16 protein-coding genes and 1 pseudogene are annotated in these 24,579 nt (G+C 70.5%); 7 read left to right on the forward strand and 10 right to left on the reverse strand.

The features are described from left to right. Positions 1-214 (reverse strand): annotated as a pseudogene (locus tag OC490_RS16905) (DedA family protein); the annotation flags it as partial. Between the two features lie 196 nt (positions 215-410). Between OC490_RS16905 and efeU the strand changes: the two are divergent. The 3 genes from efeU to OC490_RS16920 all read left to right on the forward strand — a co-directional run bounded on the left by efeU (position 411) and on the right by OC490_RS16920 (position 5,073). After that, positions 411-2,447, forward strand: a complete 2,037-nt coding sequence (gene efeU, locus OC490_RS16910) for an iron uptake transporter permease EfeU (protein WP_262058767.1) — start codon at positions 411-413, stop codon at positions 2,445-2,447. A 56-nt stretch (positions 2,448-2,503) separates the two neighbouring features. Then, positions 2,504-3,775: an iron uptake transporter deferrochelatase/peroxidase subunit gene (gene efeB / locus OC490_RS16915; protein WP_262058768.1), complete on the forward strand. Its 1,272-nt coding sequence runs from the start codon at positions 2,504-2,506 to the stop codon at positions 3,773-3,775. A gap of 134 nt (positions 3,776-3,909) precedes the next feature. Further along, a complete protein-coding gene (locus OC490_RS16920) occupies positions 3,910-5,073 on the forward strand; it encodes a HoxN/HupN/NixA family nickel/cobalt transporter (RefSeq protein ID WP_262058769.1) in 1,164 nt (387 codons plus the stop codon). Positions 5,074-5,077: 4 nt separating this feature from the next. Here OC490_RS16920 and OC490_RS16925 read toward each other — a convergent pair whose 3' ends face one another. The 4 genes from OC490_RS16925 to OC490_RS16940 all read right to left on the reverse strand — a co-directional run bounded on the left by OC490_RS16925 (position 5,078) and on the right by OC490_RS16940 (position 9,416). Continuing rightward, positions 5,078-6,037 (reverse strand): hypothetical protein, encoded by a 960-nt coding sequence (locus tag OC490_RS16925; RefSeq protein WP_262058770.1) that lies wholly within the window; start codon positions 6,035-6,037, stop codon positions 5,078-5,080. Between the two features lie 10 nt (positions 6,038-6,047). Further along, a complete protein-coding gene (locus tag OC490_RS16930; RefSeq protein WP_262058771.1) occupies positions 6,048-7,520 on the reverse strand; it encodes an APC family permease in 1,473 nt (490 codons plus the stop codon). A gap of 225 nt (positions 7,521-7,745) precedes the next feature. Beyond that, positions 7,746-9,149, reverse strand: a complete 1,404-nt coding sequence (sthA, locus tag OC490_RS16935) for a Si-specific NAD(P)(+) transhydrogenase (RefSeq protein WP_262058772.1) — start codon at positions 9,147-9,149, stop codon at positions 7,746-7,748. A 69-nt stretch (positions 9,150-9,218) separates the two neighbouring features. Next, positions 9,219-9,416: a hypothetical protein gene (locus OC490_RS16940; protein ID WP_262058773.1), complete on the reverse strand. Its 198-nt coding sequence runs from the start codon at positions 9,414-9,416 to the stop codon at positions 9,219-9,221. 155 nt (positions 9,417-9,571) lie between these two features. On the opposite strand from OC490_RS16940, the gene OC490_RS16945 reads away from it, so the two are divergent. Beyond that, a complete protein-coding gene (locus OC490_RS16945; protein WP_262058774.1) occupies positions 9,572-11,407 on the forward strand; it encodes a glycoside hydrolase family 15 protein in 1,836 nt (611 codons plus the stop codon). Between the two features lie 135 nt (positions 11,408-11,542). Further along, the gene (locus OC490_RS16950; RefSeq protein WP_262058775.1) at positions 11,543-13,030 is read left to right on the forward strand and encodes an FG-GAP-like repeat-containing protein; all 1,488 of its coding nucleotides are present in this window, start codon (positions 11,543-11,545) and stop codon (positions 13,028-13,030) included. A gap of 214 nt (positions 13,031-13,244) precedes the next feature. On the opposite strand, the gene OC490_RS16955 is transcribed toward OC490_RS16950, so the two are convergent. Beyond that, positions 13,245-15,971, reverse strand: a complete 2,727-nt coding sequence (locus tag OC490_RS16955; RefSeq protein ID WP_262058776.1) for a SpoIIE family protein phosphatase/ATP-binding protein — start codon at positions 15,969-15,971, stop codon at positions 13,245-13,247. A 76-nt stretch (positions 15,972-16,047) separates the two neighbouring features. Further along, the gene (locus OC490_RS16960; RefSeq protein WP_262058777.1) at positions 16,048-18,591 is read right to left on the reverse strand and encodes a SpoIIE family protein phosphatase; all 2,544 of its coding nucleotides are present in this window, start codon (positions 18,589-18,591) and stop codon (positions 16,048-16,050) included. Positions 18,592-19,084: 493 nt separating this feature from the next. Between OC490_RS16960 and OC490_RS16965 the strand changes: the two genes are divergently transcribed. After that, entirely contained in the window at positions 19,085-20,263 is a 1,179-nt protein-coding gene (locus OC490_RS16965) for a cytochrome P450 (protein WP_262058778.1), read from the forward strand. Positions 20,264-20,280: 17 nt separating this feature from the next. Here OC490_RS16965 and OC490_RS16970 read toward each other — a convergent pair whose 3' ends face one another. Next, positions 20,281-20,775: a MarR family winged helix-turn-helix transcriptional regulator gene (locus OC490_RS16970; RefSeq protein ID WP_262058779.1), complete on the reverse strand. Its 495-nt coding sequence runs from the start codon at positions 20,773-20,775 to the stop codon at positions 20,281-20,283. Between the two features lie 98 nt (positions 20,776-20,873). Between OC490_RS16970 and OC490_RS16975 the strand changes: the two genes are divergently transcribed. Beyond that, positions 20,874-22,151 carry a multidrug effflux MFS transporter gene (locus OC490_RS16975; RefSeq protein ID WP_262058780.1) on the forward strand — a complete coding sequence of 426 codons (1,278 nt, stop codon included), beginning with the start codon at positions 20,874-20,876 and terminating at the stop codon, positions 22,149-22,151. Between the two features lie 80 nt (positions 22,152-22,231). Here the strand turns inward: OC490_RS16975 and OC490_RS16980 are convergent, their stop codons facing one another. Next, on the reverse strand, positions 22,232-23,695 hold the full coding sequence (locus OC490_RS16980; protein ID WP_262058781.1) for an aldehyde dehydrogenase family protein: 1,464 nt from the start codon (positions 23,693-23,695) through the stop codon (positions 22,232-22,234). 57 nt (positions 23,696-23,752) lie between these two features. Continuing rightward, positions 23,753-24,577, reverse strand: a complete 825-nt coding sequence (locus tag OC490_RS16985) for a mycofactocin-coupled SDR family oxidoreductase (RefSeq protein WP_262058782.1) — start codon at positions 24,575-24,577, stop codon at positions 23,753-23,755. Positions 24,578-24,579 lie beyond the last annotated feature (2 nt).

Below are 24,579 nucleotides of genomic sequence, written 5' to 3' on the forward strand. Positions count from 1 at the left end.
GGAGCGACAGCTTCACGGCTCTGTCCGCGCCGCCCGTGCAGAGCAGGCCCGCCGTGAACAGCAGGGAGTCACCGGGGAGGAAGAACCCGATCAGCAGCCCCGTCTCGGCGAACATCACCACGCCGACCCCCAGCGCACCGAAGGCGGCCAGCAGCGACTTGGCGTCCAGCACGTTCACGGCGAGCTGGGACGCCAGGTCCAAGGGTGTGGTCATCGTCGTGAGCCCCTTCGCCGGTGTGTGACTACAAATCTGTAGACGGTCTACTGAACTGTAGACGATCGCGACCCGCGAGGAGTTCCGCACTTTTGCCCGGTCGTTGCCGATTCATGACTGACGGACTACATGCATGTCGTCATGATGGTCCGCGAAGTAAGGCATGCCTTCACTAACCCAGGAGGGGTCGCACCCAATGTGGGACGACGCGTTTCCGAGCTTTCTGATCGGGCTGAGGGAGGGACTGGAAGCGGGACTCATCGTCTCGATCCTGGTCGCCACCCTCGTCCGCGCCGACGCCAAATCCCGCCTGCCGCAGGTGTGGACAGGTGTGCTGGCCGCGATCGCCCTCGCACTGAGCTTCGGCGCCGTGCTCACGTTCACCGCGGCGAACCTCTCCGCCACCGCCCAGGAAGCGTTCGGCGGAGTGCTCAGCGTGATCGCCGTCGCGTTCGTCACCGCGATGGTGTTCTGGATGCGCCGCTCGGCCCGCACCTTCTCCGGCGAGATCAGGGAGAAGGTGACCGGCGCGCTCGGCATGGGCGCGGGCGTCCTGATGCTCACCTCGTTCCTCGCGGTGGGCCGCGAAGGCCTGGAGACGGCCCTCTTCCTGTGGACCACCGCCCGCGCGGCCGGCGAGTCCTCCGGCCCCCTCACCGGCGCGGCCATCGGCCTCGTCCTCGCGGCGGGCCTGTGCTGGGGCCTGTACCGCCGGGTTCTCCGGATCAACCTGACGAAGTTCTTCACCGCCACCGGCGTCGTCCTCGTCGTCATCGCCGCCGGTGTCCTCGGCTACGGTCTGCGTGACCTCCAGGAGGGCGGTGTCCTGCCCGGCCTGACCACGTACGCCTTCGACCTCAGCGGCAGCGTCGACGCCGGCTCCTGGTACAGCACCCTCGTCCAGGGTGTGTTCAACCTGATGCCCACGATGACCTGGCTCCAGGTGGTGGGCTACGTCGGCTATCTCGCCGTGGTCCTGCCCCTGTTCGTGCGCGGAGTGCGGGTCAGGACGCCGGAACCGGAGCCCGTACCGAAGCCGGCGCCCGCACCGGAGGCCGTGTCGTCCCCGCGCCACCGCCCCGTCTGGGTGGTCCCCGTCGCCGTGGTCGCCGTACCCGCCGTCGTGGCCGGGCTCGTTGTCGCGTTCGCCCGCCCCAAGCCCGCGCGTTCCGAGACGGTCGCCGTCTCCGAGACGGAGTGCGGCAAGGGCTTCACCGCGCCCGACACCGGACGCCAGACCTTCCGGATGCACAACACCGGCGACAAGACGTCCGAGGTGTACCTCATCGACCCGGCCTCGGGCGCGGTCTACGGCGAGGTCGAGGGCATAGCGCCGGGCACCACCCGGGATCTGGTCGCCACCGTCGCGGGCGGCTCGTACGCCTGGCGCTGCGTCCCCACCGGCGCGAAGGCCGTCACCTCGGCCACCGTGCACGTCAGCGGTGGGGGAGGGACGGTGAAGGCGGTCGTCCCCGTCTCCGAGAACGACCTCGCCGCGCCGCTCAAGGCCTACAAGGTGTACGTCGACCAGGGCCTGGCCACGCTCGAAACCCAGACCCGGCAGCTCGGCGCCGACATCGCGGGCAACCATCTCGACAAGGCGCGCACCGCCTGGCTGACCGCGCACCGCACCTACTCCTCACTCGGTGCCGCCTACGGAACCTTCGAGGACTTCGACCAGAAGATCAACGGCCGGTCCGACGGGCTGGCCGGGGGAGTCGACGACAAGGACTTCGCGGGCTTCCACCGCATCGAGTACGGGCTGTGGCACGGGCAGTCGGCGGGCGAGCTGAAGGTGCCCGCGCAGCAACTCGCCACCGCCGTCGTGGGGTTGAGGAAGGCGTTCCCCACCCAGGACTTCGACCCGGGCGACCTCCCGCTGCGGGCCCACGAAATCCTGGAGAACGCCCTGCAGTTCGAGCTGACCGGCGACACCGACGAGGGCAGCGGGACCAACCTCGCGACCGTCGACAGCAACCTCGCAGGCACCCGTGAACTCCTCACCGTACTCAGGCCGTTGTTGACCAAGGAGTCCACGACGCTGCTCCCGACCGTCGACGCCGCCGTGGCCCGGCTGCAGAAGCTGCTCGACTCGGCGCACCACGGCGGCAGTTGGACCCCCGTCGAGCAGCTGAGCCAGCCGGACAGGGCTCGACTCAACGGTGCCACCGGGCAGTTGCTGGAGGATCTGGCCCCGGTGCCGGACCTGCTGGAGATCAGGAAGTCCGCCTGATGAGCAGCGAGAACACGAGCAGTACCGAGAACAGCCGTAGTGAAGGGAACCGTCCGATGTCCACTGCCGAAACCCCGGGCTGCCCGGCCGGAGCCGGCCGTCGCTCCTTCGTCCGGACGGCGCTCGGTGCCGGGGCCGCCGGAGCGGTGCTGGCCGGCGGGGCGTTCGCGCTCGCCGAGACCGGCGGCACGGCCCAGGCACAGGCCGCGGACACCACGAACGCGGCGAAGGTGCCCTTCCACGGTACCCACCAGGCAGGCATCCTCACCCCCGCGCCGGCCGCCGCGACCTTCGTCTCCCTCGACGTGATCGCCGACAACCGCGCCGAACTGGCCGACCTGCTGCGCACGATCACCGAACGGGCCCGCTTCCTCACCTCCGGCGGCACCCCCGCCGACCTGGGCGTGGGCGCGCCGCCCGCCGACAACGGCATCCTCGGACCCGAGGTCCCCGCCGACGCCCTCACGGTGACCGTCGGCGTCGGTGCCTCCCTCTTCGACGACCGCTACGGCCTCGCCAAGGCCAGGCCGAGCCGGCTGACCCCCATGAAGACGTTCCCGAACGACAACCTGCGCGCCGCCGAGTGCCACGGCGACCTGTCGCTCCAGGTGTGCGGCGCCCGCCAGGACACGGTGCTGCACGCGCTGCGCGACATCGCCCGGCACACCCGCGGCGGCATGCAGATCAAGTGGCGTGTCGACGGCTTCCAGAACACCCCGCGCCCCACCGGCGCCCAACGCAACCTGCTCGGCTTCAAGGACGGCATCGCCAACCCCGACGTGAAGTCCGCCCGCGAGACCGACCGGCTGATCTGGGTCGGCGCCGGACAGGGCGAGCCCGCCTGGGCCAGCGGCGGCAGCTACCAGGTGATCCGGATCATCCGCATGCTGGTCGAGTTCTGGGACCGGGTCTCGCTGAGCGAACAGGAGCTGATGTTCGGCCGCCGCAAGGACACCGGCGCCCCGCTGGACGGCGCCAAGGAGACGGACATCCCGCACTACGCGAAGGATCCGAAGGGCACGGCGATCCCGCTCGACGCCCATATCCGTCTCGCCAACCCGCGCACCGCGGCCACCGACACCTCGCGCATCCTGCGCCGCGGCTACAACTACGACCGGGGCATCGACACCGTCGGCAACCTCGACATGGGCCTGGTCTTCTGCTGCTACCAGCAGGACGTGAAGCGGCAGTTCGAGGCGACCCAGACCCGGCTGATCGACGAACCCCTCGTCGACTACATCTCCCCGACGGGTGGCGGCTATTTCTACGCGCTGCCCGGTGTGCGGGACGCCAAGGACTGGCTCGGACGGGGTCTGCTGGCGACCTGACCAGGTATTTTCCTCCCCCTTGACCAAGACCTGCCGTGGGCTTTGCCGACCGTTACTGCGAATGGGTTGCAGGTACGGGAGGATGGCACGAGGTTGCAGTCCGCGACCGCGTCCCCGGCAGAAAGACCCCCTTGATGACGGCCGCCCCCGAGTCCACCCCGACCCTCCCCGCCACGGCCGCGACCTCGCGGCCGTCGGTCTGGTACCGCGTCCGTACGTCCATGACGCGGCAGGAGTGGACCAGGGTCGGCGGGATGGCCGGCTTCATCCTGGCGCTGCATGTGATCGGCTGGTTCACGCTCGTGTGGATCGTCGCGCCGGGGCACTACAGCGTCGGCGAGAAGTCCTTCGGCATAGGCATGGGCGTGACCGCGTACACGCTCGGCATGCGGCACGCGTTCGACGCGGACCACATCGCGGCCATCGACAACACGACCCGCAAGCTGATGAGCGAGGGGAAGCGGCCCCTGTCGGTGGGCTTCTGGTTCTCGCTCGGCCACTCCAGCATCGTCTTCGGCCTGACGCTCCTGCTCTCCCTCGGCGTCAAGGCACTCGCGGGCCCGGTCCGAGACGACAACTCCCAACTCCACGACGTCACTGGCCTCATCGGTACGACCGTCTCGGGCACCTTCCTCTACGTCATCGCCGGCATCAACCTCGTCATCCTGGCCGGCATCTGGAAGGTGTTCCGTCAGATGCGCTCGGGCGACTTCGACGAGGCCGCCCTGGAGGAGCACCTGAACAACCGGGGCTTCATGAACCGCATCCTGGGCCGCTTCATGAAGTCCATCACCAAGTCCTGGCAGATGTATCCGCTGGGCCTGCTGTTCGGCCTGGGCTTCGACACCGCGACCGAGATCGCGCTGCTGGTCCTCGCGGGCTCGGGCGCCGCGTCCGGCCTGCCCTGGTACGCGATCCTGTGCCTGCCGGTCCTGTTCGCCGCGGGCATGTCGCTGCTCGACACGATCGACGGCACGTTCATGAACTTCGCCTACGGCTGGGCCTTCTCCAAGCCGGTCCGCAAGGTCTACTACAACCTCACGATCACCGGTCTGTCCGTCGCCGTCGCGCTGATCATCGGCACGGTCGAACTCCTGGGCCTGTTCGCCGAGAAGCTCGACCTGCACGGCTTCTTCTGGGACTGGATCGCGGGCCTCGACCTCAACGTCATCGGCTTCGTCATCGTCGGCCTCTTCTTCGCGACCTGGGCCGTGGCCCTGCTGGTCTGGAAGTTCGGCCGGATCGAGGACAAGTGGACGGCGGGCCTGGCCCAGTCGGCGGAGCAGCCCACAGAGTAGGCCGTCAGGTCCGGACGCCCACATCCTTGCGCCACTTCACGATCTGCTTCTCGGCGTCCCCGGTGTACGACCAGGGAGTCGGCGTCGCCCGACGCCCCAGCATGCCGAGAACGGCCGCCGCCACGTCTTTCGTCCCCGCGTAACAGGCCGCGTGAGCAAGGTAGTTGACGTCGCGGAGTTCGCCGGGCGGGATCGCGCCCTCCTCGCGGGCCGCGATCCAGCGCTGCCAGGTCCGGCGTACGTCGCTGACGGCGCCGTCGTGCGTCCAGTGCTGGCCGAGGCCCACGGCGGCCTGCCTGCCCTTGGCCGCGTCGAGGATGTAGCGGTACTCCTCGACCCGCGCGTACTGCACCAACACGGGCAGCGCGCAGCCGGGCGGTGCCACGCCCGCCGCGTCGCGGGCGAAGTCGTACATCAGGCCGTGGCTGCCGTGCCAGCGGGAGGAGTAGTAGTGGAGGACCTGGAGGTGACCCTCGACGCTGTAGGGGTCGCGCCGGTGCAACTCGTCCCACCAGCGGGCGAGTTCCTGCCGCCGTACGCCCGCCGGATAGAGGCGGGCGACGGAGATCAGGGAGATCCACGGCGTGGGGTCGTCCGGGTACGTCTCGGCGGCCTGGAGGCAGGCCATGACGGCGCCGTCGATGCGGTTGCGGTCGATGGGCACGCCCCGGCCCGCCGCGATGGCCAGGTTGAAGGCCCGGGCCGTCTCCGTGGCCGCCCGCAGCGTGAGCGCGTCGCCGCTGCCGGGCTCGGCGGCCAGCCAGGACTCCACCGTCGAACTGCTCGCGCAGGCCTGTGCGAGCATCCGGACGCGGTGGCCGCGGGCGAGCCAGTGCGCGCCGGTGTTCCGCAGCAGGTCCCGCAGGCCCTGCCAGCGGCCGATGACGATGTCCTGGCGTGCGGAACTGAGGGGCGCGTCCCCGCAGTCGGGGTCGAAGTCGGGGGTGAAGCGGTCTCGCGCCATCGGGTGCCCCTCAGAAGTCCGTCGGGAGACCCTGGTGGACCCGGGACTGTTCGGGCACGAAGTCGTCCGGGACGTAGTCCGTCACCACGGTGTGGGTGGCGTCGAGACGCGCGGGCCGGTAGTAGTCGCTGCCCTGCTTCCAGTACCAGAGCATCGGGATCAGGCCCACGGCAAGGCCGCCGATGCCGATGGTGATCGCGGCGGTGCTCAGGCTGCTCAGCGACTCGGCGAAGATCCAGAACATGAACAGGGCGCCGAACAGCGGCCACAGCCCGCCGAAGAGGAAGTTCCCCGCCGACTTGAACAGCATCTTGCGGTAGGCGACGACCACCGCGAGGCCCGCAAGGCCGTAGTACACGGCGATCTGCAGGCCGATCGCCGAGATCGCGTCGGCGAGGATGTCGCCCACCGAACCGAGCGCGTTGGAGGCGATGAACATCGCCAGCGCCACCCCGCCGACCACGACGATCGCCACCCACGGCGTGTTCCAGGTGCGGTGCACCCGGCCCAGCGCGGACGGCATCGTACGGTCGCGGCCCATCGCGAACAGCGACCGCGTGACCTGGATGAGCGTGGTCTCCAGGGTGGCGATGGTGGACAGCATCACGGCCACGATCAGCAACTTGCCGCCCCAGCCGGGCCAGATCTCGTCGCCGAGCACGGCCAGCACATTGGCGTCGTTGCTCTCGATCTGCCGCGAGGACAGGATGACGTTCACCGCGATGGTGAACACCTCGAAGAGCAGGAAGACGATGCCGACACCGATCAGGCCCGCGAGTCCGGTCGTACGACGGCTGTTGCGGGTCTCCTCGCTGAGGTTGCTGGTGACGTCCCAACCCCAGTAGTAGAACGCGGCGATGAGCGCGCCCGACGCGAAGCCGGACACCCCGTCGAAGTGGCTGAAGCCCAGCCAGGACCAGTCGAAGACGCGGGCGTTGTCGGTGTGGACGAGGGCGAACACCGCGAACAGCGCGAGGATCCCCAGCTCCACGCCGGACATGACGAGCTGGGCGCGGACCGTGAGCCGTGCGCCGCCGAGCACCACGAGCAGCATGATCACGAACCAGGCCGCGCCGACGACCGTCGACAACGCCGTGTTGTCCGCGAGGCTTTGATCGAAGAGGGACAGGGTCATCGACCCGGCGGGCAGTGATCCGGCGACCATGAAGATGGTCGCGGAGATCACCAGGGCCCAGCCGCTGATGAAGCCCAGAAAGGGGTGCAGGGTGCGCCCCACCCAGGAGTAACTGGCGCCCGCGTTCACATCGATACGGCCGAGATAGCTGAAGGCCAGCGCGATGCCCAGCATGGGTATCGCGCAGTAGAGGAGGGCGGCCGGACTGGCCAGCCCCACCGCGCCGACCAGGACCGCGGTGGTCGCCGCGATCGAGTACGCCGGGGCGCTGCCCGCCACGGCCATCACCACGGTGTCGAACGTACCGAGGGCGTTGGCCTGCAGCCCTCTGCCCCTGTTGTTGCTCATGGATGCGCTGCTTTCCGTCTTGCACGACGTGCGGAGTTGAGCGGACCGGCCCCGGACCCGGAGAGGGGTGGCCTCGGGTCGAGTGGCCGGTCGGAACAACAGATAGGGAATGGCGGATACCGCTTAACCGCTGCGTCGGCGGACGGTCACACCGTGTGTGGGTGTGATGATAGCCGTAGCTCTTGACCTTTCAAGATTGACCAGCGAGTAATCTCCTGTGAACGATCAGTCGCCGAGTCGGTCGATCTGCCGCAGTTTGTTCGTCGCGTCGAGGGCGGCGACCTTGTAGGACTCGGCCAGCGTCGGGTAGTTGAAGACCGCGTCCACGAGATAGTCGACCGTTCCGCCGCAGCCCATGACCGACTGGCCGATGTGAATGAGCTCCGTCGCACCGGTGCCGAAACAGTGCACGCCGAGCAGGGTGCGGTCGGTGGGGGAGACCAGCAGCTTCAGCATGCCGTGCGAGTCGCCGATGATCTGGCCGCGCGCGAGTTCGCGGTAGCGGGAGATACCGACCTCGAAGGGCACGCACTCCTCGGTGAGTTGGTCCTCGGTCTTCCCGATGAAGCTGATCTCCGGAATGGTGTAGATGCCGATCGGCTGCCGGTCGTCGATCCGGTGCACCGGCTCACCACAGGCGTGGTACGCGGCCGTACGGCCCTGTTCCATCGAGGTCGCCGCGAGCGCCGGGAAGCCGATGACGTCGCCGACGGCGTAGATGTGCGGGACGGCGGTGCGGTAGTTCTCGTCGACGTCGATCCGGCCGCGCCGGTCGGCGGACAATCCGGCCTTGTCCAGGTCGAGTTCGTCGGTCAGGCCCTGCCGTCCCGCGGAGTACATCACCGCGTCGGCCGGGATCTTCTTGCCGCTCTCCAGGACCGTCAGCGTGCCGTTGGTGTGCCGCTCGACGGCGGCGACGGTCTCCCCGAAACGGAAGGTGACGGCGAGGTCCCGCAGGTGGTACTTGAGCGACTCGATGACCTCCAGGTCACAGAAGTCGAGCATGCCGGCGCGCTTCTCCACCACGGTGATCTTGCTGCCGAGCGCGGCGAACATGGAGGCGTACTCCATGCCGATGACACCCGCCCCGACGATGACCATGGACCGGGGGACCTTGGGCAGATCCAGGACGTTGTCCGAGTCCATGATGGTCTGCCCGTCGAACTCGACGGTGTCCGGCCGCGCGGGACGCGTGCCGGTGGCGATGATGATGTTCTCCGCGGTCAACAGCCGCTCGTGGCCGGTGACTTCGGTCAGGGCGATGGTGTGCGGGTCGACGAAGCGGCCGGTGCCGGCGAACAGGGAGACCTGGTTGCGGGACAACTGGTTGCGGATGACGTCCACTTCACGGCTGACCACGTGCTGGGTCCGCGCGGTGAGGTCGCCGACGGTGATGTCGTCCTTCAGGCGGTAACTCTGCCCGTACAGATCTCGCTGGGTGAGGCCGGTGAGATACAGCACCGCCTCGCGCAGGGTTTTGGAGGGGATGGTTCCGGTGTGGATGGAGACGCCGCCCACCATGTTCGGGCGGTCGACGACGGCGACCCGGCGGCCGAGCTTGGCCGCGGCGATGGCGGCCTTCTGGCCACCCGGTCCTGAACCGATGACAAGCATGTCGAAGTCGGGCACCTCCGGAGTCTGTCAGCCGGAGCGCCTTCTCCGAAAGGGTGAACGGGTAACCAGGTGCCCACAGCACGGCTAAGGGAGCAGTTTGTCCAGCGCGGCCACCCCCTCCGTCTCGATCTTCCGCTTGGCCCACTCCAGATTCTTCGGCGTGACATCCCGGCCGGCCGCCAGGACCACGTCCTCCGGGGTCACCTCGGTACCCGTGCGGGTGTGCAGCAGGGCGTCCGGAGTGGCGCGATCGGTGCCTTCATCGGGTTGCGCTGTCGACATGGTGCCTCCTCGCCTGAGACCGGGTGAGTGCCGTGGGTCCCACTCCCACGATTCCTCGCCCGCCCCCAGTGTGCATCCGGAAGAGTGGCCGACGGAGAACCTGAACCTAAGCTTGGAACCGGCCCGCGCGGGCCCGAACCAGGGAGGCTGCCGCGATGGTCGAGACCCCGCCCGAACAGGACACCCCCACCGAACCCGGATATCTGCCCATCGCCGAGCACGGACTGATCGGCGATCTGCGGAGCGTGGCGCTGGTGGGCACCAACGGCACGATCGACTGGTACTGCTGCCCGTCCTTCGACGCCCCCAGCGTCTTCGCCGCGATCCTGGACGCGGAGCGCGGCGGCTCCTTCGAGCTCGCCGCCGCCGTGCCCGCCCGCACCAAGCAGTTCTACTTCCCCGACACCAACGTCCTGATCACCCGGTTCTTCACCGAGGACGGCGTCGGCGAGGTCCAGGACTTCATGCCGGTGACCGGGGAGTCGGACGAGTCCGCCCGGCACCGGCTGATCCGCCGCGTGGTGTGCGTGCGCGGCTCGGTCCCGTTCCGGATCAAGGTCGCGCCCAGGTTCGACTACGGCGCCAGCCCGCACACCGCACGGATGCTGGGCGACGTGGCCCTCTTCGAGTCCGCCGAGAAGTCCCTCGCGCTGACCGCCACCGTGCCCCTGGAGTGCGACGAGGTCGACGTATGGGCAGACTTCAAACTCGACGAGGGCGAGTCCGAGGTGTTCGCCCTCGACCAGGTCGACGGCGAGGTCACTCCCCGGGGCTGCGCGCGCACCGAGGCCGAGGACGAGTTCAACACGACCGTCGCCTACTGGCGGCGCTGGCTGTCCCAGTCCCGCTACCGGGGCCGCTGGCGCGAGATGGTCCACCGCTCCGCCCTCACCCTCAAGCTGCTGACCTATGCGCCCACCGGCGCGATCGTCGCCGCCCCCACCACCAGCCTCCCCGAACAGCTCGGCGGCGAGCGGAACTGGGACTACCGCTACGTCTGGATCCGCGACGCCGCCTTCTGTGTCTACGCGCTGCTGCGCCTCGGCTTCACCGGCGAGGCGAAGGCGTTCATGCAGTTCGTGTCCCGCTACATCAGCCCCGGCGACGGCAACCCCTCCGGCCCGCTGCAGATCATGTACGGCATCGACGGCCGCACCGAACTCACCGAACGCGAACTCCCCCACCTCGAAGGCCACCAGAAGTCCGCCCCGGTCCGCGTCGGCAACGCCGCCGCCGACCAGCTCCAACTCGACATCTACGGCGCCCTGATCGACTCCATCTACCTCTACGACAAGTGGGCCGAGCCCATCTCCAGCGCCCAGTGGGACGACGTGTGCGCCCTGGTCGACTGGGTCTGCGTCAACTGGGACCAGCCCGACGAGGGAGTCTGGGAGACCCGCGGTGGCCGCAAGAACTTCCTCTACTCACGCCTGATGTGCTGGGTGGCGATCGAGCGCGCGATCCGCCTCGCCAACCGCCGCGGCCTCCCCGCCAACCTGCCGTACTGGGGCGGCTGCCGCGACACCATCTACCGCCGCATCATGGACCGGGGCTGGTCCGAGACCCGTCAGGCCTTCGTCCAGTACGAGGGCAGCGACGTCCTCGACGCCGCGCTGCTGATGATGCCGCTGGCGAAGTTCATCGCCCCCACCGACCCCAAGTGGCTTTCCACACTGGACGCGTTGACCGAGGAACTGGTCTCCGACTCGCTCGTCTACCGCTACAACCCGCAGGCCAGCCCCGACGGACTGCGCGGTGACGAGGGCACGTTCTCGATCTGCTCCTTCTGGTACGTCGAGGCCCTGGTCCGGGCCGGCCGCGTCGACGAGGCCCGGCTCGCCTTCGAGAAGATGCTCACCTACGCCAACCATCTCGGCCTGTACGCCGAGGAGATCGGCCGCACCGGCGAGCAACAGGGCAACTTCCCCCAGGCGTTCACCCATCTCGCCCTGATCAGCGCCGCGTTCAACCTGGACCGGGCGCTCGGCTGATCCGTCCGAGTTCGTCCGGGGCGCGCAACAAGCGTCACCGACGTGTCACAGCACACCGAGGCACCACAACTCCCGCGTCATGTCTCGTGTCGAACCCGTTGACCGCAACAGATTTGACCCACGGGGGAACACATCATGACGAACGTGTCACGCAAGAAGGTCTCCGCCGCCGTCGCGTCCGCGACCTTCCTGCTCCTGGCCGGCGCAGGCATCGTCGCCGCACCGGCCAGCTACGCGGGCGTCCCGGGCGGCACCAGCGCCGTCGACCGCAACAGCGACTTCAACGGGGACGGCTACGACGACGTCCTGATCGGCGCGCCGGGCGGCAGCGTCGACGGCAAGGAGGGCGCCGGGTACGTCACCGTGCAGTACGGCGCCCCGAACGGCATCGCCACCAACAACACGGTCCCCAAGGGCCGTACGGCCGTCATCAGCCAGTCCACGCCCGGTGTCCCGGGCACCTCGGAGACCTACGACTCCTTCGGCCAGGCGATCGCCACCGGCGACCTGGACGGCGACGGATACGACGACGCGATCATCGGGGCGCCCGGCGAGGACGAGGGCACCGTCGAGGACGCGGGCCGCGTCACGGTCCTCTACGGCTCGAAGGCGGGCCTCGGAGCCGAGACCAACGACTCCTTCACCTCCGCCACCCCGAAGGCGGGCGACCGGTTCGGCCAGTCCGTGGCGGCGGCCCGCTTCACCGGGGCGACCGACACCGACGAGATGGCCGTGCTCGACAACAACGGTGCCCAGATCTTCACCTACCACACCGGCATCCTGCACACGATGGGCGCCCTGAACACGACCACCCGTCCCGGCGGCCACCGCCTCCAGCCCGCGTACCTCACCACCGGCGACTACGACCGCAACGGCTTCGCCGACCTGGTGATCTCCGGCTACAGCCCCGACGACGACTACCAGCAGGGCTGGTCGGCCCTCTACGCGGGCGGCGAGACCTCGCTGACGTACCGTCAGGACCTCAACGGCGGCCTCGGCACCGCCTCCGGCGACATCAACCACGACGGCTACGACGACCTGGTCCTCGGCCAGCGCAGCAGCGCCGACGACAAGGCCGAGGGCGACGACGGCGGCAAGATCGCTGTCTACTACGGCAGTTCGAAGGGCCCCACCGGCCCCGCGGACTGGTGGTCGCAGAACTCCCCTGGCGTGCCCGGCACTTCGGAGCACGGCGACGCCTGGGGCAACGACCTGTCCGTGGGTGACGTGGACGGCGACGGCTACGCGGACGTGGCCGTCGGCGCGCCCGGCGAGGACGTCGGCACCGTCCAGGACGCCGGCGCCGTCTGGCTGTTGCGCGGTTCGCGGGACGGCGTGACCGCGACCGGTGCGCAGTCCTTCGACCAGAACACCGCGAACATCCCCGGCACCGCCGAGGCCGACGACGCCTGGGGCTCCCAGGTCCGCCTGGCCGACACGAACCACGACGGCCGCGCCGAACTCGTCGCCTCCGCACCGGGCGAGAACTCCGGTGACGGCTATGTGTGGTTGCTGCCCGCGGGCCCGAACGGCCTGCTCGCGGAAGGCTCTTCGCTGTACGGCGCGGCGGACCTCGGCGGTGCGGCCGGGGCGGCCCGGTTCGGGGCGGCGATCGACGAGTAAGGGGGAGTGCGTCGGTGCCCGCATCCGGTGCGGGCACCGCGTGCGACCTGGTTGGATGCGCGCATGTTGGTGGGGACGGTGGTGGCGTGAGGCGCTGGCGGTCAACCCCTCGTCCCGGATCCTGGAGTACGAGGCGGCGGGCGAGCCCCTGCTGATCGCGGCCTTTGTGGGCGACTTCGACGCGATGGCGGAGATCCTCGGCGAAGCCCAGGTCTCACAGCGCCTGTTCGGCCCAGATCACCTTGCCCGCCGGGGTGTACCGGGTGCCCCAGCGTTCGGAGAGCTGGGCCACCAGGAACAGGCCCCGGCCGCCCTCGTCCGTCATCGCCGCGTACCGCAGATGCGGCGACGTCGTGCTGCCGTCGTAGACCTCGCAGATCAGGGTGCGGTCGCGCAACAGGCGCACGCGGACGGGGTCGTTGCCGTAGCGGATCGCGTTGGTGACCAGTTCGCTGAGGATGAGTTCGGTGGTGAACGTCAGGTCGTCCAGGCCCCAGTGGGTCAGTTGGCGGGTGACCGAGGCGCGCATGTCGGCTACGGCGGCGGGCTCGGACGGTACGCGCCATTCGGCGATGCGGTCGGCGCCGAGGGCGCGGGTGCGGGCGACGATCAGGGCGATGTCGTCGCTCGGCCGTACCGACAGTTCCGAGTCGAGGACGGCGCGGCAGGTGTCCTCGGGCGAGTCGCCGGCCCGGGTGAGTGCTGTGCGGAGCATCTCCAGGCCCACGTCGATGTCCCGCTCCCGGTCCTCGACCAGCCCGTCCGTGTAGAGGACCAGCCGGCTGCCCTCGTCGAGCTTCAACTCGGCCGTCTCGAAAGGGAGTCCGCCGAGACCGAGCGGGGGTCCGGCGGGGACGTCGGGGTACTCGACGGTGCCGTCCGGGCGGATGAGTGCCGGGGGCGGATGGCCGGCGCGGGCGACGGTGCAGCGCAGGGTCACCGGGTCGTAGATGGCGTAGAGACAGGTCGCGCCGGTGACCGGGGCGCCGCTGTCCTCGGTCGTCTCGTCCTGGTCGATGCGGCCGACCAACTCGTCCAGCAGACCGAGGAGTTCGTCCGGCGGCAGGTCGAGTGCGGAGAAGTTGAGGACCGCGGTGCGCAGTCGTCCCATGGTGGCCGCCGCGTGCAGACCGTGGCCGACGACATCGCCCACGACCAGCGCGACCCGGGCACCGGACAAGGGGAGTACGTCGAACCAGTCGCCGCCGACCCCGGACTTGGCGGGCAGATAGCGGTAGGCGACGTCGAGCGCGGTCTGCTCCGGCAGCCGGCGGGGCAGCAGACTGCGCTGGAGGGTCACCGCCATGCCGTGCTCGCGGGTGTAGCGGCGGGAGTTGTCGATGGAGACGGCAGCGCGGGCGACCAGCTCCTCGGCGAGGGCCAGCTCCTCCGAGTCGAAGGGCTCGGGCTTGTCGGAGCGCCAGAAGTTGACCACGCCCAGGATCAGCGCCCCGGCCCGCAGCGGCACCGTGATCAGCGAGTGGATGCCGTACTCCACGACCTGCGCGGTGCGCTCCGGATCCTGGGTGAGCCAGCCGGGGGCCTCGCCGAGCCGGGGTTCGACGACGGCTTCACCGGTGTCGAGGCTGCGCGCCTGCGGGGCGGACTCCACGAACTGGATCTGCTTGCCGACCGGGTAGAGCGGCGCGTCGTCCCGTACCCCGCTGTAGGCCGTGCGGCGCAGCTCGGTGCCGGGCTGGGGTTCCTCGCCGCTCAGGACGGCGTCGTAGAGGTCGACCGTGACGAAGTCCGCGAAGCGGGGGACGGCCAGTTCGGCGAGTTCCTCGGCGGTGCGGGTGACGTCCAGGCTGGTGCCGATGCCCACTCCGGCGTCGTAGAGCATGTTGAGACGTTCGCGGGCCACCTCGGCGCGGCCGGAGAGGGCGCGCAGTTCGGTGGAGTCGCGCAGCGTGGTGACGCTGCCGGGCGGGCCGCCCTCCAGGTCGGTGGGGCGCTGGTTGACGGCGAGGAGCCGGCCGCCGACCCGGTGCACCTCGTCCGTCGCGACCCGTGCGGAGGCCAGCAGGGCGGTCATCTCGTCGTCCAGCCCGAGGTCGAGGACCAGGCGTCCTTCGCCGTTCTCGGGCAGGTCGAGGAGCTGGCGTGCCTCGTCGTTGGCGAGCAGCAGCCGGCCCTCGCCGCTGACGATGATCACGCCCTCCCGGACCGAGTGCAGCACCGCGTCGTGGTGCTCGTACATCCGGGTCATCTCGTGCGGGCCCAGGCCATGGGTCTGGTGCTGGAGGCGTCTGGTGACCAGGGCGGTGCCGCCGAGGGCGAGGACGAGCGCCGCACCCGCGGCGATCAGCAGGAGCGGGAGCTGCTGGTCGGCGGCGCCGCCGACGTTCGCCTTCGTCACGCCGGCCGACACGAGGCCGACGACCTTGCCGCCGGGGCCGTCGACCGGCACCACTGCCTGCACCAGCGGCCCGATGGTGCCGGTGATCTCCTCGGTGACGACGTGACCGGCCAGCGCGGGCGCGATGTCCCCGACGAACTTCTTGCCGATGCGGTCCGGTTTGGGGTGGGTGTAGCGGATCCCGTCGGTGTTCATCACGACGATGAAGTCGACCTTGGACGTCTTGCGCGCGGCCTCGGCGCGCGGCTGGAGGATCGCCGTGGGGTCGGCGCTCTTCAGGGCCGCGACCGTGCCCGGCGCGTTGGCGAAGGTCTCGGCGACGGCCACCGACCGGTTGCGGGCCTCCTGCGTGCTGTCGTGCCGCACCTGGAGGACCTGTGCCACCACGGCCGACACGACCAGCAGCAGCACGATCACCACCTGCAGCATGAACACCTGCCCGGCGACGCTGCGGGCGGCGAGACCGGACCGCCGGTGCCGGTGTTCGCGCGCCCGACGGGCACGGTCGTACGGGCGCTGCGCGCGCAGACCGTCGGGGCGGTGGGTCGACCGGGCCCTTGGCCGACCCGTCAGGCGGACCATGAGCCCATGTCTACACTGCCCGACCTCAGGAGGCGAGGGGCGTCACGCCCGGTGACAGGCCGGGGCCGAACCGGGATCAAGGGTGCCTGCCCGGCTTGGCGCGCCGGGCCGCGAGCAGCAGCGCGATGTCGTCGGGGCGGTCGGCCGCGTGCCGGGCGGCCGTGGTGAGCCGGTCGGCGACACCGGCCAGGGAACGCCCGCCCGGCCGGGCGGCGGGACCGCCCGCCTTCGAGAGGGCGACCCGCAGGGCGGCGATGCCGTCGTCGATGTCGACGCCGGGCCGCTCGACGAGGCCGTCGGTGTAGAGCGCCAGGATGGAGTCGGGCTCCAGCTGGAGTTCCGTGACGGGGTACTGGGCGTGCGGGTCCACCCCGAGTACCACGCCCCCGGGGATGTCCCAGACCCGGGTTCGGCCGTCCGGGGTACGGATGAGCGGGGGCGGATGCCCGGCCCTGGCGACCTGGACCAGGCCGCTCGCCGGGTCGAGACGGAGGTAGCAGCAGCTCGCGAACTGGCCGGGGTCGAGGTCGATGAGCAGATGGTTGGTGCCGCTCATCACCTCGTCGGGCGGCCGGTCGCCGAGCGCGAACGCCCTTACCGCGCTGCGGAGTTGACCCATGGTTGCGGCGGCCTGGACACCGTGTCCCTGGACGTCGCCGATCACCAGGGCCAGAGCGTCGCCCGACTCGACGACGTCGTACCAGTCGCCGCCCACCTCCATGCCCTGGGTGCCCGGCAGATAGCGGCCCGCGGTCTCCACCTGCGGGTGGGCCGACAGTCGGCGGGGGAGCAGGGCCTGCTGGAGGCCGCGGGCGAGGGCGGCCTCCGAGTCGTAGCGCTGGGCCTTCTCCATCGCGTGGGCGATCAGTCCGGCCAGCGCGGTGAGCACAGCGCGCTCCTCGGAGCTGAAGTTGCGGGACCTGTCGAAGCCCAGGATGGCCGAGCCGACCGGGCGCCCGGACGCGATCAGCGGCAGGAACGCGCGGGCCCCCACCTCCGCGTCCAGCGGGATGCCCGGGTAGGCCTCCGCGAGCTGTTGCATGGAGTCGAAGAAGAGCGGGCGTCCGGTGGTGAGCGTCTCGACACCGGGCAGCCGGGCGTCGAGTCCGATCCCGTCGAAGGGTGCGAGGAAGCCCTGCGGGAAGCCGGTCTCCCAGGCCAGATACAGATGGCGCTCCTGCAACAGGTAGATCGCCAGGCGCCGGCCACCGAACGCGGGCAGCAGCTCCTTCATGACCACCGCGGACACCTGGCGGGCGGTGACCGCCTCCGTCAGCGCGATGGCGAGCACGATCGGCCGGTACAGCGGGGCCAACGAGGTGACGCCGTTCCCCGGCGCGTCGGCCCCCTCGGGGTGCACCGGCACCAGCGGGATCGGCGGGCCGGACACCCGGGTGGACGGCGCGACCGTGCAGGTCAGCTGGTCGTGGCCCGGATGGACCGCCAGCGCCAGCCAGTCGCCCTCGTACCCCTCCGGCGGCTGCTTCTGCCCCTCCGGACGCCGGACGTGGAAGTGCACCGACCCCAGCGACAGCAGGGCGCCGCGCAGCTGGTCCTCGCAGCCGATCTGGTTCAGCCAGGGCACGCCCTCCCACAGCGGGCGGCCGAGCAGCTCCTCGCGCGGGCTGCCCAGCAGCTGGGCGGCGCGCGGATTGGCGTAGGTGACCAGCCCCAGCCGGTCCAGGCAGAACACGCCGTCCGGCAGCAGATCGGCCGCGCTGTCGGCGACCGGGGCGGGGCCCGGGTCCAGGACGACACCGCTGACCGGATGCCCGCCGCCCGCCGGGACGGGGCCGGTGGCGGGCGTCCACAGGTCCAGCAGCCGGATCGAGCCGTCCGCCGCCCGCACCCGCAGAGGCAGCGGCGGGGGATTCCCGGCGGCTGTCGCCCGCAGCGCCGCCATGACCTGGTACGTGTCACCGGGGGCCAGGGCGTCCGCGATGGCCCGGGCGGTGCCGGGGGACTCGTCGGGCCCGACGCCCAGCAGGGTGTGCAGAGCGCCGTCCCCGGTGACGACGGCCGTCGCCGGGTCCCACACGAACCGGGCCATCCGGCCCTCGGGGCGGTGCGTGGCCGCCGTCCGGACGCACACCGGTTCGCCGTCCCAGGCGACGCACGGCCCGTCCTCGTCCTTGTGCTCGTCCTCCAGGTCCCGCAGCGCCGCGCCCAGCTCCTCGGCCAGCCGTGTCATGCGGTCCAGGCCGGACAGCACCTCGGTGGTGTCCGCGGCGGACGGCCGCAACACGGTGAGCACGCCGTACGTCGTCGACCCGCTCATGACCGGCACGTACTGCGAGCCGAACTGGAAGGGCAGACTGGCGGCGAACTGGGGGTAGCGGCGCATGCACTCCGCGGCGTTCGGCAGGACCACCTGGACGCCGAGTCGGAAGGCGTCCGCGACGGGGAACTTGTTGTCGACGCTCAGCCGGTTCCAGGGGCGGAAAAGCGGCCCGGGCAGTCCCGCCAGCACGGCGAGGCGCAGCAGTCCGGGCGTGCTCGACCGCAGGTAGACGCCCCCGGAGTGGCCGCCGGCCGCGTCGATCGCCTCCGTCGAGGCGTCGATGAGCAGCTCGGCGAGCCGTCCGGGCGTCCCCTTCTCGCGCTGGGCACTCCCAGTCATCGGGGATCTACCTCGTCCCTGTGGCGCCGGGTGGGTGACACAGCAAGAATGCGCCAGGACGCGGCTGGGGTCACCTGGGCGGACGGGATGGGCTGGAAGGGCACGGGTATCGCCGGTCCGTCGGGGTCTGATGAAGTGATCAAGAGTGACTCAAGTGTCGGTGTCGGTATCGGTGTCGTCGGATCGGGCCGAGGGTGCCGGATCGGCACATTGAGTGGACAGTCGGAACAGGGGAGTTGAGGCCCGACGTGCTGCTGTGACCGGGTCCGCGTCTCGTGGCGTTCAGGATGGCGCAAACTCTGCCTCGCGCGGGGCGAATTCGATCTGTTGCCCGCATTCGTCGGCGGTGACCGGGAGTCGGCGGGACACAGGGCGACCGAGAGGTGGCAGGCGGTGACGGCCGTCTCGCCGTACGGTCCCACCCGCGGTGGGCCGCGCCCGAATTGTTAGCCTCGGCCATGGCCAGTTTCCCTCTGCCCCGACCTGGAGCGCGATGAGTACGGTCGCCGCCGCCTACCCGCTCGGTGCCGGGACCACGCTCGCCGAACTCGCCGACGACCCGCACCCGCGGCTGGCGCGGCTCCGCGAGAGCGAACCCGTGTCCTGGCTGCCCGAGTTGGACGGCTGGCTGGTCACCCGGCGCGACCTCGCGCTCAACGTGATGCGGGACGCGGCCACGTTCACGGTGGACGACCCTCGCTTCTCCACCGCCCAGGTCGTCGGCCCGAGCATGCTCTCCCTCGACGGGGAGCGGCACACCCGCCACCGTGAACCCTTCACCGCGCCTTTCCGACCGCGCGAAGTACGGGACGGCTTCGCCTCGTTCATCGAGCGGGAGACCGACCGGCTCGTCACCGCGCTGCGACCGGCCGGCGCCGGCGAACTTCGCCGCGACTTCGCCGGCCCGCTGGCGGTCGCCGTCGTGACCCACGCACTCGGACTGACCGGCACCACCCCGTCCACCGTGCTCTCCTGGTACGACGCCATCGTGCGGTCGGTCTCGGACATCACCGCCGGACACGCGGCGGGAGCCGCCGGCACCGCGGCCTACGCGGAACTGCGCGCGGCCGTCGAGGCCACCGTCGCCGACCGGGACGCCGCCTCACTCCTGGTCTCGGCCGCCGGGCAGCTGACGGTGCCCGAAGTCGCCTCCAACGCCGCCGTGTTGATGTTCGGCGGCATCGAGACCACCGAGGCGATGATCACCAACGCGCTGCTGCACCTGCTCCGGCACCCCGACCAACTCGCCCTCGTCCGGGCAGACATGAGCCTGCTGGACGGCGCGATCGAGGAATCGCTGCGCCTCGAACCCGGCGCTGCCGTCGTGGACCGCTACGCCACCCGGGACACGGTCCTCGGCCCGGCCACGATCCGCGAGGGCGACCTGGTCACGGTCTCCCTCACCGGCGCCAACCGCGACCCGGCGGTCTTCCCCGACCCCGACCGCTTCGACGTCCGCCGCGAGAACGCCCGCCTCCAACTCGCCTTCGCCCACGGCCCGCACTACTGCCTCGCCGCACACCTCGCCCGCCTGGAGACCCGTATCGCCCTCCACCACCTGCTCGACCGCCTCCCGTCGCTGCGCCTCGACCCGGACCACCCGACGGCCCCGCACGGGCTGGTCTTCCGCAAGCCGCCGACGCTTCATGCGCGGTGGGACGCTGCGTTCTGACGGTTCGTCAGGATCCATCACTCGCGGTCGACTTGGCGCTCCATGGCCTTCACGAGATGCTCCAGTGCGTTCAGTACCCGGTCCCTGTCCTCGCCCAGGCCCGCCAACAGCTGTACTTCGGCGGCCAGTTGGCGGGGGAACAGGTCGTCCACGGCCTTGGCTCCGGCCGGGGTGATGGTCACCAGTGCGGCCCGCCGGTCGGCCGGATTCGGCGTACGGGCGATGAAACCGCGCTTCTCCAGCTTGCCCAGGGCCTTGCTGACCCCCGCACGGGACAGGCCCAGCCATTCGGCGAGCCGGCGGGCGATCACCGGTTCGGTGGCGTGGCGCAGCGGGATCAGCATGTCGACCTCGGGGGCGGTGAGCGCGGCTCCCGCGTAGAGGGGTTCCACCGCCCGGTTCAGGAGCCCGGTGGCGTGCTTGAGCAGGCCGATCAGCTCCATGGGGGAGGTGTCGAGACCGGGGTTGTGCTCGGTCCACTGCGCGCGGACGTCGGTGGGGGAGGGCGGCATGCGGCTCTTGTTCTCGCTTTCGGGACTTCGGGGACCTCGATCGGGGCTTGCGGGCCCCGTCATTGTTAACCGGTAAACCATCGGTTACCGTTACCGTCATGGTATCGCCGTCCCCCTCCCGTTCCGCCGCCGCGCGCCCCGCCGCACCGGCCGACTCCGCCGACCCCTCGCGGCGCGCCGTCGTCGTCCTGGTCGCGGTCCTCGCCGCGCTGACGGCGGTCGCCCCGCTCGCGACCGACATGTACGTCCCCGGGTTCCCCGCCATGGGGGACGCGCTCGGCGCGAGCAGCTCGGCCGTACAGCTGACGATGACCGCCTTCCTGGCCGGACTCGTCGTCGGACAACTGCTCATCGGCCCGATCAGCGACAGCCTCGGCCGCCGCGGACTGCTGCTGTCCGGGACGGCCGCGTTCACCGTCTTCTCAGTCGCCTGCGCCCTCGCACCCGATGTCGGTCTGCTCGCCGGCGCCCGGTTCCTCCAGGGCCTGGCGGGCGCGGCCGGCATGGTGCTGGCCCGCGCCGTGCTCACCGACCGCTTCCACGGCGCCGACCTGCCGCGCTACTTCGCGGTGCTCTCCCAGATCATGGGCGTCGCGCCGGTCGCCGCACCGGTGCTCGGCGGGGCGGTCCTGGCCGTGTCGACCTGGCGCGCGGTGTTCGCCGTACTGACCGTGATGGGCGGGCTGTTGCTGCTGGGCGTCCTCCGCAAGGTCCCGGAGACCCTGCCGCCGGAGCGACGGCACGCAGGCGGGATCACGCAGACCTTCCGCGCGATGGGCGCGCTGCTCGGCAGACGTACGTTCATGGGGTACGTCCTCGTCCTCGCGTTCATCTCGGCGGCGCTGTTCGCCTACATCAGCGGCTCCAGCTTCGTCTTCGAAAACCTGCACGGAGTGTCGGCCACGACGTACTCCCTCATCTTCGCGAGCAACGCCGTCGCCATGCTGATCGCCGGCGCGGCCTTCTCCCAACTCGCCGGACGCGTACGGCTGAACACCCTCCTCGCCGCGGCGGTCGGTGTCGCCGGGGTTGGTGCCCTCACGCAGGTCCTGCTGGTGCTGACCGTGGGGGAGACCCTCGCCGGCACCTGGATCAGCCTGTTCGTCACGGCCGGCGGCATCGGCATGGTCTTCCCGTCGACCCTCAGCATCGGCCAGGCCCTCGGCCGCGCTGCCCCCGGCGCGGCCTCCGCCCTCCTCGGCGGCCTGCAGTTCCTGTTCGGCGCCCTCGCCGCGCCGCTGGTCGGACTGTTCGGGGAGGAGAGCTCGCTGCCGATGGCGGTGATCATGCTGATCGCCGTGGCGGCGGCGGGAGTTGCGCTGGTGGGGATGGCCAGGCCTTGGGAGGGGCGGGGAGAGCCGACGGCGACGGCGTAGTCGCGGACGTCCCGTCCGGAGTTCCCGCTGGTCTCCCTTGAGGACCTCGACAGGAATGCATAGATCTTCGGCTTCCTCCCCTACTCCGGCTGGATGATCGACACGGTCTTGTAGCGCAGGAACTCGTCGATGCCGGCTCGGCCGCCCTCCTTGCCGTAACCGCTGAGGCCGAGACCGCCGAAGGGGGCGTAGGGGAGGTTCTGCCGGGCGCCGTTGACGTAGACGCCACCGGCCTTCAGCCGCTCGGCCACGCGATGGACGCGGGTGAGGTTCGTGGACTGGATGTTGGCGCCGAGACCGTACGGCGTGCTGTTGGCCAGGGCGACCGCCTCGTCCTCGGTCGTGAACCTGAACACCAGCAGCACGGGGCCGAAGACCTCCGTCTGCGCGATCTCGTGCTCCGGGTCCACGTCGACGATGACCGTGGGCTCGACGAAGTTCTTGTCGGCGAGGTCACCCCCGGCCCGGTTGCCGCCGAGGGTGATCCGCCCGGCCTTGTCCTGCCTGGCGCGGTCGAGCATTCCGCAGACCCGCTCGACGGCGGCGGCGTTGATGAGCGGACCGACCTTGACCCCGGGATCGAACGGATCCCCCATCCGGTAGGTCGCGGCGACCTCGGTGACCCGCTCGACCATCTCGTCGTAGATGTCGTCGTGCACGATCAGCCGCGTCGGCACCACACAGCCCTGCCCGGCCAGCACCCCGATGCTGTCCCGTACGGCGCGGCTCGCCACCGCCGCCGGGTCGCCGGCGTCGGGGAAGACGATGCTGCCCGTCTTGCCACCCAACTCCAGTACGGCGGGCTTGAGTTGCTCCGCGCAGGCGTGCATGATCCGGCGGGCCGCGACGGGGCCGCCGGTGAAACTCACCTTCTCCACCTTCGGGTGGCGCACCAGGGCCTCGCCCGCCTCCGCGCCGCCGCTGAGGATGCTGCACACGCCGTCCGGTACGCCTGCCTCGCGCAGGAGCCGGGCGTAGAGGTGCGGGGCGAAGGGGGTGAACTCCGAGGGCTTGACCACCACGCAGTTCCCCGCCGCCAGCGCCGGGATCACCTTCATGCCCAGGGAGACGACCGGGCCGTTCCAGGTGACGATGATGCCCACGACGCCGTACGGCTCGGGTGTCGTGTAGGAGAAGTAGCCGCGGGTGTCGAGGGTCGAGAGCAGCTCGCCGGAGAGTTTGTCGCACCAACCGGCGTAGTAGCGCGTCCAGTTGATCGAGTTGTCGACGATCCGTTCGCCGAAGTGGGTCGGGGTGCCGCCGTCGAGCGCCTGGAGGTCGACGAACTCCTGCCGGTGTTCGCCCAGCAGCTCGGCGAACCGCGTCAGGACGTCACGCCGCGCCTCCGGCGTCCAGCGGCGCCAGGACTCCGCCTGCGCTGCGGCCAGTTCGACGGCCTCGTTGATTTCGGTGGCGCCCGCCAGCGGGATCGACGCCTGTACCTCGCCCGTGTAGGGGTTGCGGTGCTCGAAGACACCGCCGGAGCCGGAGTCGAGGACCTTGTCGCCGTAGCGGAGTCGGACGTGCGGAGCGGTCACGGTCATGGGTGTTGTCTCCCGGGGAGCTCTTGGCCGGCGGGGTCGGGTGCGGTGTCGCGCGGCTCAGCGGACGGCGAAGCCCGCGTCGAGGGGCAGTTGGACGCCGGTGATGTAGGCGGCTTCGTCGGACACCAGCCAGGCGACGGCGTTGGCGATGTCCTCGGCCCGGAGGATGTCGATCGGGAGGGCGTTCTGCATCTGGCTGATCGGGTTCTTCTCGCCCTTGGCGGCCTGCGCGTGGAGCGCCTCCATGGCGGGGTTCTGTGTCATGCCGGACAACACCCCTGTGGGATGGATGGTGTTGACCCGGATCCGCTCGCCCGCGTACTCGTTGGCGAGTACCTGCATCAGGCCGACCAGGCCTCGCTTCGCCGCCGTGTAGGCCTGGCCGCCGGCCTTGTCGTTCGCGCCGCCCTTGAGCCCGGCCACCGAACTGGTGATGACGATCGACCCGCCGCGCTCCCCGGCCCTGATCGCGGGCAGCACCACCTCGATCGTGCGCCAGACGCCCGTGAGGTTCACGTCGATGATGTCGGTCCAGGTGCGGTCGCGGTCGCCGCCGGGGGAGAGCCGGATGATGCCCGCGTTCGCGAGCAGCACGTCGACCCGGCCGAAGCGTTCGACACCGTGGTCCAGGACCCGGCGCAGATCGTCGAAGCTGCGCACGTCGCCCTTCTCGGCGACGATCGACCCGCCCGCCTCCTCGACGGCCTTGACGGTCGCCCGGAGGTCGTCCTCGGTGGCGTTCGGGTAGTCCATCGACTCGATGTCCTCGCAGATGTCGAGACCGATGATGTCCATGCCCCGGGAGGCGAGTTTCACCGCGTGCGCGCGGCCCTGACCGCGGGCGACACCGGTGATGAAGGCGACCTTTCTGCCTGACTCCATGT

This window comes from Streptomyces sp. STR69, from assembly GCF_024519455.1.
Lineage (GTDB): Bacteria > Actinomycetota > Actinomycetes > Streptomycetales > Streptomycetaceae > Streptomyces.

Coding starts and splice junctions, on each gene's coding strand:
- OC490_RS16965 (WP_262058778.1), top strand. CDS start 19,085: ATGAGTACGGTCGCCGCCGCCTACCCGCTCGGTGCCGGGACCACGCTC.
- OC490_RS16980 (WP_262058781.1), bottom strand. CDS start 23,695: ATGACCGTGACCGCTCCGCACGTCCGACTCCGCTACGGCGACAAGGTC.
- OC490_RS16955 (WP_262058776.1), bottom strand. CDS start 15,971: ATGGTCCGCCTGACGGGTCGGCCAAGGGCCCGGTCGACCCACCGCCCC.
- efeU (WP_262058767.1), top strand. CDS start 411: ATGTGGGACGACGCGTTTCCGAGCTTTCTGATCGGGCTGAGGGAGGGA.
- OC490_RS16970 (WP_262058779.1), bottom strand. CDS start 20,775: ATGCCGCCCTCCCCCACCGACGTCCGCGCGCAGTGGACCGAGCACAAC.
- OC490_RS16960 (WP_262058777.1), bottom strand. CDS start 18,591: ATGACTGGGAGTGCCCAGCGCGAGAAGGGGACGCCCGGACGGCTCGCC.
- efeB (WP_262058768.1), top strand. CDS start 2,504: ATGTCCACTGCCGAAACCCCGGGCTGCCCGGCCGGAGCCGGCCGTCGC.
- OC490_RS16930 (WP_262058771.1), bottom strand. CDS start 7,520: ATGAGCAACAACAGGGGCAGAGGGCTGCAGGCCAACGCCCTCGGTACG.
- OC490_RS16975 (WP_262058780.1), top strand. CDS start 20,874: ATGGTATCGCCGTCCCCCTCCCGTTCCGCCGCCGCGCGCCCCGCCGCA.
- OC490_RS16940 (WP_262058773.1), bottom strand. CDS start 9,416: ATGTCGACAGCGCAACCCGATGAAGGCACCGATCGCGCCACTCCGGAC.
- OC490_RS16985 (WP_262058782.1), bottom strand. CDS start 24,577: ATGGAGTCAGGCAGAAAGGTCGCCTTCATCACCGGTGTCGCCCGCGGT.
- OC490_RS16920 (WP_262058769.1), top strand. CDS start 3,910: ATGACGGCCGCCCCCGAGTCCACCCCGACCCTCCCCGCCACGGCCGCG.
- OC490_RS16925 (WP_262058770.1), bottom strand. CDS start 6,037: ATGGCGCGAGACCGCTTCACCCCCGACTTCGACCCCGACTGCGGGGAC.
- OC490_RS16950 (WP_262058775.1), top strand. CDS start 11,543: ATGACGAACGTGTCACGCAAGAAGGTCTCCGCCGCCGTCGCGTCCGCG.
- OC490_RS16945 (WP_262058774.1), top strand. CDS start 9,572: ATGGTCGAGACCCCGCCCGAACAGGACACCCCCACCGAACCCGGATAT.